Genomic DNA, 15181 nt, shown 5'->3' on the forward strand with positions numbered 1-15181 from the left:
GGCTACCCCTCGCGCCATCTCACCGTGATCGGTGTGACGGGCACGGACGGCAAAACGACCACCTGCACGCTGCTGCACAGCATCCTCACGGCGGCGGGCCTGCGCGCGGGCCTGTTGAGCACGGTCAGCGCCGTGATCGGGGACGAAGCGCTCGATACGGGCCTGCACGTCACGACACCGCACGCCGACGAGGTACAGGCGTATCTGGCGCGCATGGTCCGCGCGGGCATGACGCACGCCGTGCTCGAAACGACCTCGCATGGGCTGGCGCAGGGCCGCGTCAACGGCGTGGAATATGACGTCGCCGTGCTGACCAACGTCACGCACGAGCACCTCGATTTTCATGGCTCCTGGGAAGAATACCGCCGTGCGAAGGGCCGCCTGTTCGAGATGGCCGCGTCGTCGTTCCGCAAGCCGGGCGTGCCGAAGGTGGCCGTGGTCAATGCCGACGATCCGAGCGCGGACGTTTTCCGCGCGTTCGCGGCGGGCGTGGATCGCGTGCTGACGTATGCGCTGGAGCCGCGCGAGGGCGTGGACGTGTGGGCCGAGATGGTCGAATATGGGCCGGACGCGACGCGACTGCTCGTCTCTGGGGCGGGCGGATGCCGCCAGCCGGTCGGGACGCGGCTGGTCGGGCCGTTCAACGTGATGAACGTGCTGGCGGCGTGTACGGCGGCGCGGTCGCTGTTGGGCGAAAAGGCCGCGCGGTGGGATGCGGCGGTCGCGGAGGGGGTTGGCTCGATGCCACCCATTCCGGGCCGCATGGAGCGCATCAACGCCGGGCAGGATTTTCTGGCGCTCGTGGATTTCGCGCATACGCCCAACGCGCTCAAACGGGCGCTGGAAGCCGCCAGGACCATGATTCCGCGCGACCGGCGCGTGATCGCGGTATTTGGCAGCGCGGGCCTGCGCGACCGCGAGAAACGCCGCCTGATGGCCGAGATCGGCGCGGAGCTGGCCGACCGCTGCGTGCTGACCGCCGAGGACCCGCGCACGGAGTCGCTGGACACGATTCTCGACGAGATGGCGCGCGGCGCGATCAGTCGGGGCGGGGTGGAAGGCGATACGTTCTGGCGCGTGCCCGACCGGGGGCAGGCGCTGGCGTTCGCGTGCTCGCTGGCGCGGCCCGGCGATCTGGTGATCGCGTGCGGCAAGGGCCACGAGCAGAGTATGTGTTTCGGCACGGTTGAATATCCCTGGGACGATCGCGCGGCGCTGCGGGCGGCATTACGCGGCGCGCCGCTGCACACGCTGCCCACGGCGGGCGGCAAGAAGGACGAGTAAGTATGGCTGACGACGAACAGCGCCCCCGCGAGGTGGAGCAGTTCCGTACCGAACATCGCGCCGAGCGTGTGTTTGTGCTGACCGCGATCACGCCTTTTCGCCCAGCGATGGATCGTTTTGTGCTGTTGGAGCGGGAGGCCGGGGCGAGTCTGCTGCTGGTGTGTGTGGGCTGCCCGTTCCGCGCGCCACTGGACCGGGGCGAACCATATCCCGTCACGGACGAGATGTTGGCCGAGTTTCAGCGCCGCATGGCCGGAGCGGAAAAAGCCTGGGAAGCGGACGCCGTGCCGGATGGCGCATACGACGGCATGACGCTGGTTGCGGAGCGCGCGACGGTCCAGAGCTACGACATAGTGCACATGGTCGCGCCGCGCAGCAATTCGCCCCACGCGCGGCTGATGTATGCCTGGACACAGGTATTTCCGGCGGTGCGCAAGGCGCTGCGCTGACGAACCACGATTGGCTGTTGACCACGAGCGGGCAGCTAAAAACAAAGGCATCGCACCCCAACCGCTGGGCCGGGGAATAGAATCAGGGAACAGGCGGATCGCGTTGATCCGGTCCTGTTCGACACCTTCACAATCAGGGGGAATGCGTGTTAGGCGCAATCGGTAATGTTTTAGCGAGTATTGTCCAGTTTATTTTTGAAATTCCGTTTGTACGTTGGGTGGTCGCTGCCGGATTGATCGTGCTGGTCGGGTACGCCGGATACAGCATTTTTCTGAGCGGCGATGACGACGATTTCCCGTCCCAGAACCTGATCACGGGGGACGTGTTCGTGTCGAGCACGGAAGTCCGCCGTGTGACGGATGCGGATTCCGCGACGCTCTCCAACTGTCAGGGCACGGAGACGCTCGTCACGGATCAGCCGTTCACGAAGCAGGTATCCGGCGAGATCGTGATCGAGAGCAGCGCCGCCAATCCGCCGCTGACCAAAAATCTGCGCGCGCTGGTGCGCGGCGCGGTTGCCGATCAGATCAAGTCCACGACGCAAGACGAGATCGTGAGCGCGTTGAGTGTCTCCGCACGGGTTCCGGCGGGATCAAAGGGAACGTATAAGGTTCAGTGGGTCGAGACCTATACCACGGGCGTGGTGGAGGTCGTGGGCAAAGATGACGTCTACTTCTATAAGTTCCTGGTGCCGCTGTCCATTAACGGCGATCAGCAAGAACCGGTGCTGGCGGACTGCAAGTAAACGCACCTCCGTCCGGTGGTCGTCAGGGGAGCGTCAGGCGCGCATTGAGGACACGCCGCGCGGGTGGGGTATGCTTACAGTGAAGGGCGCGCCCCATACAGCTTTGTAGTGACACTTGCCGCACGTCCAACCGCCCGGTAGAATCGCCGGGCACGCGGGGGAACCGAGATCAACCATTATGGCGCTAGACCTGGGCATCGTCATTGTCAACTGGAACACGCGCGACCTGCTGCGCGATTGTTTGCGTTCCGTCGCCGCCTCCGAGGGCGTGACCCTGCGTACGGTGGTGGTCGATAACGCCTCCGCCGACGCCAGCGCCGAGATGGTCCGCGACGAATTCCCCGACGTGGCGCTGATCGCCAGCCCGACCAACGACGGGTTCCCGGTGGCGAACAACAAGGGCCTGCGGCTGCTGGGCTTCGAGCAGGGCGGGGGCGACGATGCGCCGCGTTACGCGCTGGTGCTCAATCCCGATACGGTGCTGCCGCCGACGGCGCTGCGCGACATGGTGGCCTATATGGACGCGCGGCCCCAGGTGGGCATCGCGGGGCCAAAGCTCGTGCTGCTGGATGGGTCGCTCGACTGGGCGTGCCGCCGCAGCTTCCCGACGCCGGAGATCAGCTTTTACCGCATGGTCGGCCTGTCGAAGCTGTTCCCGCACAGCCGCCGCTTCGGGCGCTATAACCTGACCTATCTCGATCCCGGCGTGGAAACCGAAGTCGATTCGGTGGTCGGGGCGTTCATGCTGGTTCGCCGGGCCGCGATTCAACAGGCCGGGCTGTTCGACGAAACGTTTTTCATGTATGGAGAAGATCTCGATTGGGCGTATCGGATCAAACAAGCCGGGTGGATAGTGATGTACAACCCCGCCGTGACCGTGACGCACGTCAAACGCGCAGCCAGCCGGCAGTCGCGCCGGGCGCAGAACGAGTTCTACCGGGCGATGTTGATCTTCTACCGGAAGCACTACCGCGCGACGACGCCCTTGTGGCTGCACAGCCTGATCCTGGCGGGACTGGTCCTGAAGGGGGGACGCCCGCTGTGGCACGATTTGACGCAGCCCTCACAGATCGGGGCAAGCTAGACTCCCGGAACGGCCACCGCCTGCGCGGGGTCCTACATACCTCCCTGCTGCTGATCGACGGGCTGATGCTCGCGCTGGCCTTCCTGCTCGGCTATATAGCGCGCGCGCGGCTGCCGCTGCCCGCGCTGCCGGTGAATCCGCCCTCGTTCACCAGCTACGTCCCCATGATGATCGTGCACGTCACCAGCGTGCTGATCGTGTTTTACTTCGCGCGCATGTACCATATGCGGCGCATGGTCAGCCGCTTCGACGAAAGTTACGCCATCGCGCAGAACGTGTCGATCGGCACGTTTCTGGCCGTCGCCATCGAAACGCTGGCGTTCAAAAACAGCGGCTTCGAGCTGGATTACCCGCGCGGCGTGATCATCTACGCCTGGGTGTTCGGGATCGTGCTGACGATTACCGGGCGCGGCCTGTATCGCCAGACGCTGCTGCACCTGCGGCAAAAAGGCGTCGGGCGCGACAACGTGCTGATCATCGGCTCCGGCGATGTGGCGCGCACCATCTCGGAGAAGATCCGCTGGTCGCCGCAGTTGGGCTATTCCATCGTCGGCGCGGTGAACGGTGCGCCGGGCGGCAAGGTGGGCGAGGTTCCAATCATCGGCACGACCGGTCAGCTTCCCGAGCTGATCGACGAATACGCCGTAGACGAGGTGATCATCGCGCTGCCGGAAGCCTCGCACAGCGAGCTGGTGCACCTGATTAACAAGTGCCAGCGCGGCAAAGTCAACATCAAAATCTATCCCGACATTTTCGCGTATATGGCGGGCGGCCTGACCGTGGACGACCTCAACGGGCTGCCGTTGCTCTCCGTGCGCGACGTGGCGCTGCGCGGTTGGAAGCTCAGCCTCAAGCGCGGCATGGATATCATCGGCGCGTTCGTGGGGCTGGTGTTCCTCAGCCCGATGTTCGTGCTAACCGCCATCGCCGTCAAGCTCGAATCGCCGGGACCGTCGTTTTTCTGCCAGGAGCGTATGGGTCTGGACGGTCGCCCGTTCCCGCTGATTAAGTTCCGCACCATGCGCGCCGATTCGGAGCGCAACGGGCCGGGCTGGACCGTGCAGGGCGATCCGCGCGTGACGCGCATCGGGCGGATGATGCGTAAAACGAACTGGGACGAGATGCCGAACCTGATCAACGTCCTGTTCGGGCAGATGAGCCTCGTCGGGCCGCGCCCGGAACAGCCCTATTACGTCGAGCGCTTCCGCGAATACATCCCCCGCTACATGGAGCGCCACCGCGAAAAAGCCGGGATGACCGGCTGGGCGCAGGTCAACGGCCTGCGCGGCGACACGTCGATCCTGGAGCGCACCAAGTACGACCTGTGGTATGTCGAAAACTGGTCGCTGTGGCTGGACATCAAGATCGTGCTGCGCACAGTTCTCCAGACGATCACGCGCCGCAGCCGCAACGCGATGTAGGGCGCAAGAGCAGACCTCACCCCCGGCCCCTCTCCGATCATGTTGCATCGGGGAAACAAACGGCATCCAACAGGGTTTTGTAGGGGCGGGTTTCTAACCCGCCCTGGTTTTTTTTCCTCTCCCGCTGCCCCCATTTGGCCGGAGAACGCGAACGATCGCGTGTATAATAAGCCCCATAGCCTGCACGATCTCGCACATCTGGATGCCGGTATGGACATCGCCGAACTCACGCAGCGAATGAACGACTTTGTGCGCAGCAAGGGCTGGTACGCGCCGAACAGCCCGCGTCCGCAGACGCCGCGCAACATCGCCACCTCGATCAGCATCGAGGCGGCGGAAATTTTGGAGCACTTCCAGTGGAACGGGGAGATCGCGGATCGGGGCGCGCTGGCGGGCGAGCTGGCCGATGTCGCGCTGTATTTGCTGCAGCTGGCGAGTGTCAGCGACATCGACCTGGAACGCGCGATCCTCGCTAAGCTGGACGTGAACTACGGGCGGACCTGGGACGAATAGGGAGCAGGGAGACACCATGAGCGGGCCGATGGGGATCAAGTTCGGGTTTGCGGTAGAAGTCGTGCAGGGTGACGCGCTGACCTGCCCTGCCGACGTGCTGGCAGTAAAGTATGCGCGGAATTCGGGGGGATTGGACGCGCAGGTGTTCAAACTGCTGGGCATACCTCTGGAAGACCGGCCCCTGGCAGGAGATTCCCGCCTGTTTTCCGGCAAGGGTGTGTCCGCTACCGCTCAAATCGTAATGATCGGCGTTGGAAACGTGAAGAAGCTGGATTACGCAGGACTCCGTAATCTGGGTCGCCGCTTTTTGCATACATTGTGGCAGGCGGGCACACCATGCGCCCATCTGGTGACGACCGTGCACGGCGTGCGTACCGGGCAGAGCCTGGACGAAATCGAGGTGTTCCGGTCGCTGCTGCTGGGTTTCGCGGACGCGTACGACGCCGGGGAATACCCGTCCGATCTGGCCCGCATCACCATCATGGAGCAGAACGAGCATCGCGCCCAGGTGCTCCAGGCCGCACTGGACGAATTTCTGGTGACGCTGCCTGCGGCGGCTCCGCTGGATCTGGGCGAGATGCCCTCACCTGACGATTTGTTCATGCCGCCCCCGCCCTCCGCGCTGCCGCCGGAGGCTCCAGAGCGCGGCGTCGGTCGCTATTGGAAACGTCGCCGGGAGGAGTCGGAAGCGCCCGCAGCGCCCATCAATGCCATTCCTGCCCCAACGCCTAAGCCCGCCGCGCGCCCACCCCTGCGCCTGATCGTCGGCGCGGACTCGTTCAAGCCCGAATTCCGCGTCGCGGAGGCGACCTCGACCACCCCGCATGTCTTCGTCGCCATGCCGTTCAAGGACGATTATGACGACCAGTTTTATCTGGCGATCCAGCCCTGCATCAAGGATCGCGGCTACCTGTGCGAGCGCATGGACCTGGATACGTTCACCGGGGACATTATCGACCGCATGTTTGAGCGCATCCGCACGGCGCGCATGGTCGTGGCGCTGCTGGACGGCGGCAATCCGAACGTGTTCCTCGAAGTGGGCTACGCGTGGGGCGTGAACACGCCGACCGTGCTGATCGCGCGGGAAGGCGAGCCGCTGCCGTTCGACATCAAAACGCAGCGCGTGCTGATGTACGAAAAGATCCACAAGCTCAAGGATATGCTGACGGGCGAGCTGGGCACGCTGCTCGCGGATTGACCGCCGCACGCGGGCGGCGTTTGCCGTGCCGATCGGTCCGTTTCCTGCTAAATTGTGTAGAATGAAGATACCGCCGCCGTGCGATGTTCGTGGCTGCTGACCCGTCAGCCGCCATTTTTACGTTCCCCCTTTCCGACTCTTCAACGATTCCGGTTTTCCTTTCCCGCCCGCGCATCACATCGTCCGGTCTGATAAGCAAGGAGCCAAGCTATGTCCAGCCAGCAGACTGTTCGTCAAGTGAAAGAAGCGCATAAAGACGACCTGTTGAACAAATCGAACGTGGTCGGCGTGGGAGTCGGGTACAAAGTGCAGAACGGAGAGCGCACCGATGATCTGAGCGTGACCGTGCTCGTGCGCGAAAAAGTGCCCTCGTCGAGCCTGCCGCCTGCGGCGCGAGTGACGCCGCAGTTGGACGGCGTGCCCACGGACGTGGTGGAGGTCGGGACGCTGCGTGCGTTCCAGACGCGCACCGAGCGCTGGCGGCCCGCGCCGCCGGGCGTGAGCATCGGTCACTATGCGATCACGGCGGGGACGTTTGGCGCGGTCGTGCGCGACCGTTCAACCGGGGCGCGGCTGATCCTGTCGAACAATCACGTGCTGGCAAATATGAACAATGCGCAGGTCGGTGACGCGATTTTGCAGCCCGGTCCCATCGACGGTGGGACGAGTGGCGACCTGATCGCGCACCTCGAACGCTTCTGCCGCATCGAGTTCCCGACCTCGCCGGGCCAGTGCAACATCGCCAGCGGCGTGGCAGGGCTGGCGAATCTGGTGGCGCGGATGTTGGGATCGCAGCACCGCTTACAGGCCATGCAGGTCCATGCACAGGCGACCAACCGTGTGGACGCGGCAGTCGCGCGCCCGGTGGACGACAGTGTCATCACCGACGAGATCCTGGAAATCGGCATCGTGCAGGGCACGCGCCCCGCCGAACTGCTGATGCCCGTGCGCAAATCGGGGCGATCCACCGGCCTGACGACCGGGCAGATCACCGTGATCGACGCGACCGTGTCGGTGGACTATGACGGACAGACGGCGCAGTTCGACGGCCAGCTCGTGTCCGGGCCGATGTCCGCTCCCGGCGATTCGGGATCGCTGCTGGTGGCGGGCGATTCGCTGCAAGCGGTCGGGCTGCTGTTTGCCGGATCGGATCAGAGCACCATTTTTAATCCCATTCAGGACGTGCTGGATTGTCTCAGCGTGACGATATGACAATATAACGATATGAGGTGAAAACCGCATGAACGGTGAACTCCAAGCGGCCCAGGTCCGCGCACAGGCCGTCAAGCGCGCCCATGCCGCCAGCCTGATGCAAAAGGCGAACGTCGTGGGCGTCGGGGTCGGGGTGCGCCAGCGCGGCGGCGCACAGACCAACGAGGTGGTGCTGGTCGTCATGGTGCGGCGCAAGCAGCCGATCGAGGATCTCGCCCCGCAAGACGTGATCCCTACCAGCCTCGACGGCGTCCCGGTCGATGTGCAGGAAGTCGGCGCGCTTTCCGCCCAGGCGTGAAACGGTTGCATGCCGGGGCGAGTGGGGTATGCTTAGAGGCCGATCCGCCCGGCGGGTGAGGCCGGAAAAAAAGCATAGAAAGAGTGGGAACGGAAGCACATGGAAAGCGCATCGCAGACAACAGATCGCGTGGTGGCCGTGTATGGCAGTGCCGCCGTCGCGCCGGGGAGTGTGGATTGGCAGGTCGCGGAAGTCGTTGGGCGGGCGCTGGCCGAGGCGGGCTATGCGGTGCTGTCCGGCGGGTACAGCGGCGTGATGGAAGCCGCCAGCCAGGGTGCCTATGAAGCCGGGGGCCACGTGATCGGCGGGGCGGTCGGTATGTTCGAGACGCGCGGTCTGAAGCCGAACGGCTTCTGCAAAGAGGTCGTATCGTTCGAGACGCTGCGCGAGCGGCTGTTTTTCCTGGTGCAGCGCCCGGATGCGTTCGTCGCGCTGCGCGGCGGCGTCGGCACGCTGAGCGAGATTTCGCTGGTGTGGAGCCTGCTGCAAGTCGGGGAACTCTCGGCGCGCCCGTTCGTGCTGGTCGGCCCGATGTGGCGGCGCTTCGTGGCGTCGTTCGCGGAGGACGCCTCGATCACGCCGACCGATTTGCAGTGGCTGACGTTAGTCGATACGCCGGAGGAAGTCGTCCCGGCGCTGGAAGCGTGGTGGGCCGCGCCGCCCGCGATCCATCTGCGGCTGGGAGACGCGAAGGCGTAAACGGCAGTTGTTAGTCGTTAGTTCTTGGTGGTTAGTTCAATCTGGCGTGATGGGCGCTGATACTGGTTCAAGATACGTAGGGGCGGAGCTTGCTCCGCCCCTACGTATACTTTGCGTCATTTAAAACAAGGAGTTTTTAATATTACCTTATTAGGTTTATATGCGGTCTATTAAATATATTCTTTAAGAAACCGAAAAACTGAGGAACTTCTTGAAACGTTAAAAATGTCAGATGAAGAGGTAGACCAAACCTACTTTCAAATTCCACGCACCACCTCAAATTGATCTCGGGCCAGTCTATTTTATCTTCCATATTATATAGAATTAAAACATCACAATCTTTTGGTGTGCGTTTTGTTAGAACCATTGAACCTATCATCCATGCTTTAATTCGATCAGGTTCAAATTCAGCAGATAGAGTTTGTTTTAAAAAATATACTATTCTGCCGTTGTTGTCATTCTTAGCAAGAGTTCTCGAAATTGCACATATGTTAGGATCGGAATCTCTCTGCGTTGACATTCCTTCCTTGCTTCCTCTGTTACTTTTTGCCACGCATTATGTACTATGTAATCTGGACGAATTTCACTCGATACGATGCAACTTATCTCTGTGAATCCAACTATATAACGGTTATCTGGAATAAATACTGTAATAGTATCCTGATTATAAAGATATGCTCGAGCATATTCAGTAGATAACATTTGATAACGCTTTATTAGCTTATCATCATATACCAAGTGATTCAGGGCGTACGTAAGTTGAGAGGACATAGTATATTATTCGTTGTTAGGTTTTTGAGGGTCAATTTTGTTCATTGTAGCACGTATCTCTTCGCGCTTCAATTGCACATGTTCTAAAAATCCCTGTGGAAATTGAAAATTTAAATAGTTTTCATGTGGAAAATCACGAAACACGTGGTATACGTATGCGTGTGTAAGAAACCTAAAATATTGGGTAGCGTCATCAGAACTCGTTATTAAATGGAGTTTTTGCTCTATAATATCACATATTCGTTTATTATTTGGTAATATCACTTCTGCGGCAAGTCTGTCCCATACTTCTCTTTTTTCTTGTTGGATATTAGGGGAGTCTGTTTCCATGCTTGATGGAGGCCCCGCACGCATAAGGAGCTCGTGATTTACTGAAAGCAGAGCAAAAAGTGGATCGTAAAATTCCGATAGTTGGATATCTAGCCTTTGCCTTTTTTCTAAATATATTACTTTGAAAACATCTAACTTTTTTTCCGTCTTGATGAGCGCTTGTTGATTTCTGCTGTTACTTCTATGTACTGATATAGTTATGTACGCACTCAGTATTGCAACTATGATACTTGATAAAATGCTGATTATCTCGACTACCATATCATGCTAACCTTTTTGAATAAAACAGGTGTATTTCGGTCTTTACTCATATAAGCTTTGGAACTTGAGAACCTAGTTTTCCAACGATCTGGCTTACGCTCAGTGTTTTGCCAGTTCTTCCCATATATCGCGGTTCTCTTCCAGGCTGCGCTCAAGGCTGGCGACGAACGCCGGATCGGTGATCTCCTGCTCCGACCGAACATGCTCATCCTCGAAAATGCGCGGTGCGCGTTCCAGAAAGACATTTACCCACTGCTCGATCACCGGCTCAGGGATGCCGTACTCTCGACTGCTGTCAGCGATTTTTTTAGCCTGTGTGAGCACTTCAAGGACGACTTTTGCCTTGAACTCAGGGGTTGGAGTCTGTTTGTCAGTCATAGGTGGACATCCTGTTGAGACGAATAACGTCTCGATTGTAGCATCAAAGGAAGGGCCATGATAGACGTCCTGCGCAAATGCGGTACAATTGCCGCGCGGCGCGCCTCAGGGCCGCCCGCCGCCGTCCCGTGCGGGATCGCGGCGCAAAACCCGACGACTTCTTACCCTTGGACGCAAGGAGCACGCGACCGTGTCACAGCAGGGTGTCACCCCCCAGAGCGAAGATTTTTCCCGGTGGTATACCGATGTCGTGCAGAAGGCGGATCTGGCCGATTATTCGCCGGTGCGCGGCTGCATGATCATCAAGCCCTACGGCTACGAGCTGTGGGAAGGCGTGAAGGGCGGGCTGGATTACCGCTTCAAGGCGACCGGCCACCAGAACGCGTATTTCCCGCTGTTCATCCCCGAGAGCTTCCTGAAGAAAGAAGCCGAGCACGTCGAGGGCTTTTCGCCGGAGCTGGCGGTGGTGACCATCGGCGGCGGCAAGGAGCTGGAAGAGCCGCTGGTCGTGCGCCCTACGTCGGAGACGATTATCGGCTGGGCGTTCCAGAAGTGGATTCAGTCCCACCGCGATCTGCCGATGCTGATCAACCAGTGGGCGAACGTGGTGCGCTGGGAACTGCGCACGCGTCTGTTCCTGCGCACGATGGAATTTTTGTGGCAGGAGGGGCACACCGCCCACGCCACGCACGAGGAGTCCAACGCCGAGACGATGCAGATGCTCGACGTGTACACGGACTTTGCCGTGAACGACGCCGCGATTCCGGTCATTCCGGGGCGTAAGAGCAACCAGGAACGCTTCGCGGGCGCGCTGTTCAGCTACAGCATCGAAGCAATGATGCGCGATGGCAAGGCCCTGCAAGCGGGAACCAGCCACGACCTCGGCCAGAACTTCGCCAGGGCGTTCGACATCCAGTTTACGGATGACAACAACGAGCTTCAGTACTGCTGGACGACCTCCTGGGGCGTCAGCACGCGCATGGTCGGCGCGATCGTCATGACGCACGGCGACGACCAGGGCCTGCGCCTGCCGCCCAAGATGGCCCCGATCCAGGTGGTCGTGGTGCCGATCTTCCGCAAGGAAGAGGAGCAGGCCCCGGTGATGGAGGCCGTGACGCGGCTGGCGGCGGAACTGCGCGGCGCGGGCGTACGCGTGCGCGTCGATGACCGCGATAACCTGTCGCCCGGCTTCAAGTTCAACGACTGGGAAATGCGCGGCGTGCCGCTGCGTATGGAAGTGGGGCCGAAGGACGTCGCCAATAACACCGTCGCGCTGGCGCGGCGCGACATCCCCGGCAAGGCGGGCAAGTCGTTCGTCGCGCAGGACGGCCTCGCGGCGACCGTGGTCGCGCTGCTGGACGAGATCCAGGCCAGCCTGCTGCAGCAGGCCACCGAATTCCGCGACAGCCACCTGCACGAAGTCGGCTCCTACGACGAGCTGGTGAACATCGTGCGCAACGACGAGTGGGCGCTGGCGTGGTTCTGCGGCGGCGCGGCGTGCGAGGCGAAGGTGAAGGAAGACACCAGCGCCACCAGCCGCAACTTCCCGATGCACCAGCCGCACCCCGGCGAAACGGGGAAGTGCGCGATCTGCGGCGGCGACGCGACAGAGATGGCGTACTTCGCCAAGGCGTATTAGGTAGGGCTGCCGTACGTGTATATCCGGCGCGATCGATCCAACCTGCACTTTGGCCGCGAGGGGCGCAACCTGCACCTGCGACGCATCGCGGCGATCGTGCTGGTGCTGGTGGGGATTGCGGGCGCGTTTTTGCGCTTCGAGAGCCTCCAGCAGTGGGCGATCAACCTGATCGATACGAACGCCACGCCGACCGCAAGCGCGGTCGAGCTGGCGACGCAGGCCGAACACTATTTCCAGGCGGGCGATCTCGACGCGGCGGTGGACAGCTACCGCCAGGCCGTCGCGTTGGAACCCGACCGGATGGACATCGCGTTCGAGTTTGGCCGCGCGCTGCTGTACGACGGCTACAACGGCACGCGGTATCGTGAGCGCATCGATGAACTCAACGCGCTGGCAATGGACGCCGTCGAGCGCGCGCCGGACGATGCGCGGGCGCGGGCGCTGCTGAACCTGGCATTGTACGAGGAAGGCCGCTACAACGAGGCGGTCGCTGCTGGGCTGCGGGCCGTCGAGCTGGCGCCGGACTTTGCCGAGGCGTGGGCCTATCTCTCGATGGCGTACTACTGGTCCGGGCGGCCCTCCAACTCGCTCGAAACCGCCGAGCGTGCGGTGACGCTCAACTCTGACAGCGTGGACGCGCGGCGTGCGCTGGCGCAGGCCCTGGCGTATACTGGCGACACAAACGCCGTGATCGAGCAGTACCAGGAGGCGCTGAAACGCCAGCCGAATCTCGGCCCGCTGTACTACGAGCTGGCGATCTATTACCGCTCGCAGGGCGATTTCGAGTCGGCGGTGGCGGCGTACGATCAGGTGCTCGCCATTCAGCCGGAAAATGCCAAGGCGTACACGCGCAAATGTGCGACCTACGCGCTGCAAGGTGAGTTCGCGCTCTCGGCGGAAACGTGCAAGCAGGCGGTCGAGCTTGACCCTACTTATGCCGAAGGCTATCTGTACCTGGGGCGGGCGCAGTACCGCAACCTGAACTACGAAGCGTCGGCGGAGTCGTTTGCGACCTGCGCGCGGCTGGAAATAGAGCAGGGCGTCCAGCCGGAAGATCGCGCGATCGACTGCGTATATATCCAGGGACTGTCGTTGGCACTGTTGAATCGCTGCCCGGAAGCGTGGCCGCTGCTGACCGCCGCGCTGCAAATGACGCCCAACGATACGCAGCGTGAAGCGATCAACAGCGGGATGCAGACGTGCATCAGCAACGATCCGGGGTACAGCGGGCAGTCGATCCCGACGCCGGTCACGCCCACGCCCGCCGAAGAAGAACCGATCACGGTGTTTTAGACGACCAGCGATGAGCAGTAAACCTGTTAGCGGTTAGCGAAACGCTGAACAGCGGGACTGTGCGTTAACCGTGCCTTTCAGGGACGATGCTTGCGTCGCCCGCTGAAGCACAGACCGGGTAGGACAGGCGCTGCGAACCGCGAACCGCTTTCTGCAAAAAACCGACCATTACGAACCAGTCAATTTGGGGAGACCTCTACGATGCCGATCTATATCTTGCTCAGCACCCTGACCAGCGAAGGGGTCGAATGTGTGGTGAGCGATCCCTCCTGCCTGCGCGAAACGAGCATGGACATCGAGAATCTGGGCGTGAAGGTGCTGGACCAGTATGCCACTCTGGGCCAATACGATTTCGTACACATCATCGACGCGCCCGATAACGAGACGGTGGCCCGGGTGAGTATGGAACTGGTCGCGCACGGGCATATGAAGCCGCTCAGCCTACCCGCCATCTCGATGAATGACTTCATCAGCCGATTGAGCCTGGATCGACGCCCATAACGGGTGAAAGGTGTGTCATGTCCTCGGAATCGATCGTCTTTGATCCTGCTGCCGGGTACTACGACGAAACGCGCGGCTTTGCGCCGGGCGTAGAGGGTCCGGCCATCGCCGCGATGGTCCGCGCGGGCGAGTTCGCGCCCGACAGCCGCATCCTGGAGGTGGGCATCGGCACGGGGCGCATTGCGCTGCCGCTGGCGGCTCATGTGCGCTCCGTGACGGGCGTCGATCTGTCGCGCGGGATGATCGACCGCCTGCTGGCCAAGCGCGACGATCAAGCCGTGTATCCGGTGCTGGCCGACGCGACGCGCCTGCCGCTGCCTACGAATGCCTTCGAGGGGGCGGTCGCCGTACACATATTCCACCTGATCCCGGCATGGCAGACCGCGCTGCAAGAAGTGGCGCGCGCCTTGAAGCCCGACGGGCGGCTGGTCAGTGCGTATTACGACCAGGCGGAAAAGCTCAGCCCGGTGCACGAGCTGCTGTCGGCGGCGTGGGATGAGGCCGTCGGGCGCGACAGCATGGAAAACGTGGGTGTGCCGCGTGCGCGCTATGGCACATTTTTAACGGAAGAAGGCTGGCGGCAGGTGGGCGAGCCGCAGGTGTACGAGTACACGCAGACGCGTACCCCGCGCGAGCATGTCCGCCGCATGGAGCAGCGCGTGTGGTCGCAGTGCTGGCGGCTGCCGGATGAGGTGGTCGTGCGCGGCGCGACGGCGATGCGCGAAGCCGCTGCGCGCGCGGGGATCGACCTGGATGCGCCGTTCGAGGTCCCCTCGACGTTCAAGGCGGTGGCATACCTGCCGCCCGAGGGGTAGGGGTGCACGCGTTCCGAGAAGTAAATAGACCAAACGAAAAACGCCCGGCGATTATGCCGGGCGTTCGTGTGTTTCAGCTGTGTTCGGGTGCGGATTAGTAGCTGCGCCCGCCGCGATCGCCACCGCCACGGTTGCCGCCGCCACCGCCGTCCGCGGGACCCTGTCGGCCCCTTCCGACTTGAACTGACCGACACGGTATTTAAAGGAGCCTAGTCATGGAAGCTTTCCACACCCATACCGGAATCGGAGTCCCGCTGCGGCGGTCCAATGTCGACACCGACCAAATCAT

The 15181-nt window shown here is 61.6% G+C and carries 16 protein-coding genes and 1 pseudogene; 15 read left to right on the plus strand and 2 right to left on the minus strand.

What is annotated here, in order from left to right:
* From V7116_RS21960 to V7116_RS22005, 10 genes are all read left to right on the plus strand, one after another.
* Nucleotides 1-1284, plus strand: a 1284-nt coding sequence (locus V7116_RS21960; RefSeq protein WP_324394127.1) for a Mur ligase family protein, incomplete at its 5' end; no start/stop codon positions are given.
* A 2-nt stretch (nt 1285-1286) separates the two neighbouring features.
* Complete coding sequence (locus V7116_RS21965; protein WP_324394128.1) at nt 1287-1733, plus strand: hypothetical protein; 447 nt, start codon at nt 1287-1289, stop codon at nt 1731-1733.
* A 146-nt stretch (nt 1734-1879) separates the two neighbouring features.
* Nucleotides 1880-2479 carry a hypothetical protein gene (locus V7116_RS21970; protein WP_324394129.1) on the plus strand — a complete coding sequence of 200 codons (600 nt, stop codon included), beginning with the start codon at nt 1880-1882 and terminating at the stop codon, nt 2477-2479.
* Between the two features lie 178 nt (nt 2480-2657).
* Nucleotides 2658-3563, plus strand: coding sequence for a glycosyltransferase family 2 protein (locus tag V7116_RS21975; RefSeq protein WP_324394130.1), 906 nt, complete (start codon nt 2658-2660; stop codon nt 3561-3563).
* Nucleotides 3521-4984 (plus strand): undecaprenyl-phosphate glucose phosphotransferase, encoded by a 1464-nt coding sequence (locus V7116_RS21980; RefSeq protein ID WP_324394131.1) that lies wholly within the window; start codon nt 3521-3523, stop codon nt 4982-4984. The genes V7116_RS21975 and V7116_RS21980 overlap by 43 nt, the downstream gene beginning before the upstream one ends.
* 210 nt (nt 4985-5194) lie before the next feature.
* Complete coding sequence (locus tag V7116_RS21985) at nt 5195-5497, plus strand: nucleotide pyrophosphohydrolase (RefSeq protein WP_324394132.1); 303 nt, start codon at nt 5195-5197, stop codon at nt 5495-5497.
* A 16-nt stretch (nt 5498-5513) separates the two neighbouring features.
* Complete coding sequence (locus V7116_RS21990; RefSeq protein ID WP_324394133.1) at nt 5514-6695, plus strand: hypothetical protein; 1182 nt, start codon at nt 5514-5516, stop codon at nt 6693-6695.
* Between the two features lie 210 nt (nt 6696-6905).
* The gene (locus tag V7116_RS21995; protein ID WP_324394134.1) at nt 6906-7907 is read left to right on the plus strand and encodes a hypothetical protein; all 1002 of its coding nucleotides are present in this window, start codon (nt 6906-6908) and stop codon (nt 7905-7907) included.
* A 28-nt stretch (nt 7908-7935) separates the two neighbouring features.
* On the plus strand, nt 7936-8205 hold the full coding sequence (locus V7116_RS22000) for a hypothetical protein (protein ID WP_324394135.1): 270 nt from the start codon (nt 7936-7938) through the stop codon (nt 8203-8205).
* Nucleotides 8206-8304: 99 nt separating this feature from the next.
* Nucleotides 8305-8904 carry an LOG family protein gene (locus V7116_RS22005; RefSeq protein ID WP_324394136.1) on the plus strand — a complete coding sequence of 200 codons (600 nt, stop codon included), beginning with the start codon at nt 8305-8307 and terminating at the stop codon, nt 8902-8904.
* 777 nt (nt 8905-9681) lie between these two features.
* Here V7116_RS22005 and V7116_RS22010 read toward each other — a convergent pair.
* Nucleotides 9682-10266: a hypothetical protein gene (locus tag V7116_RS22010; RefSeq protein WP_324394137.1), complete on the minus strand. Its 585-nt coding sequence runs from the start codon at nt 10264-10266 to the stop codon at nt 9682-9684.
* Nucleotides 10267-10365: 99 nt separating this feature from the next.
* A complete protein-coding gene (locus V7116_RS22015; RefSeq protein ID WP_324394138.1) occupies nt 10366-10644 on the minus strand; it encodes a hypothetical protein in 279 nt (92 codons plus the stop codon).
* A 190-nt stretch (nt 10645-10834) separates the two neighbouring features.
* Here V7116_RS22015 and proS point away from each other — a divergent pair, with 190 nt between their 5' ends.
* The 5 genes and pseudogenes from proS to V7116_RS25925 all read left to right on the plus strand — a co-directional run.
* Nucleotides 10835-12283, plus strand: a complete 1449-nt coding sequence (proS, locus tag V7116_RS22020; RefSeq protein WP_324394139.1) for a proline--tRNA ligase — start codon at nt 10835-10837, stop codon at nt 12281-12283.
* A gap of 15 nt (nt 12284-12298) precedes the next feature.
* Nucleotides 12299-13576 (plus strand): tetratricopeptide repeat protein, encoded by a 1278-nt coding sequence (locus tag V7116_RS22025; protein ID WP_324394140.1) that lies wholly within the window; start codon nt 12299-12301, stop codon nt 13574-13576.
* Nucleotides 13577-13777: 201 nt separating this feature from the next.
* The gene (locus V7116_RS22030) at nt 13778-14077 is read left to right on the plus strand and encodes a GYD domain-containing protein (protein ID WP_324394141.1); all 300 of its coding nucleotides are present in this window, start codon (nt 13778-13780) and stop codon (nt 14075-14077) included.
* Nucleotides 14078-14094: 17 nt separating this feature from the next.
* Entirely contained in the window at nt 14095-14892 is a 798-nt protein-coding gene (locus V7116_RS22035) for a class I SAM-dependent methyltransferase (RefSeq protein WP_324394142.1), read from the plus strand.
* 215 nt (nt 14893-15107) lie between these two features.
* Nucleotides 15108-15181: pseudogene (locus tag V7116_RS25925) on the plus strand (3-isopropylmalate dehydratase small subunit); the annotation flags it as partial.

This window comes from Aggregatilinea sp. (genome assembly GCF_036822615.1).
GTDB lineage: Bacteria > Chloroflexota > Anaerolineae > Aggregatilineales > Aggregatilineaceae > Aggregatilinea.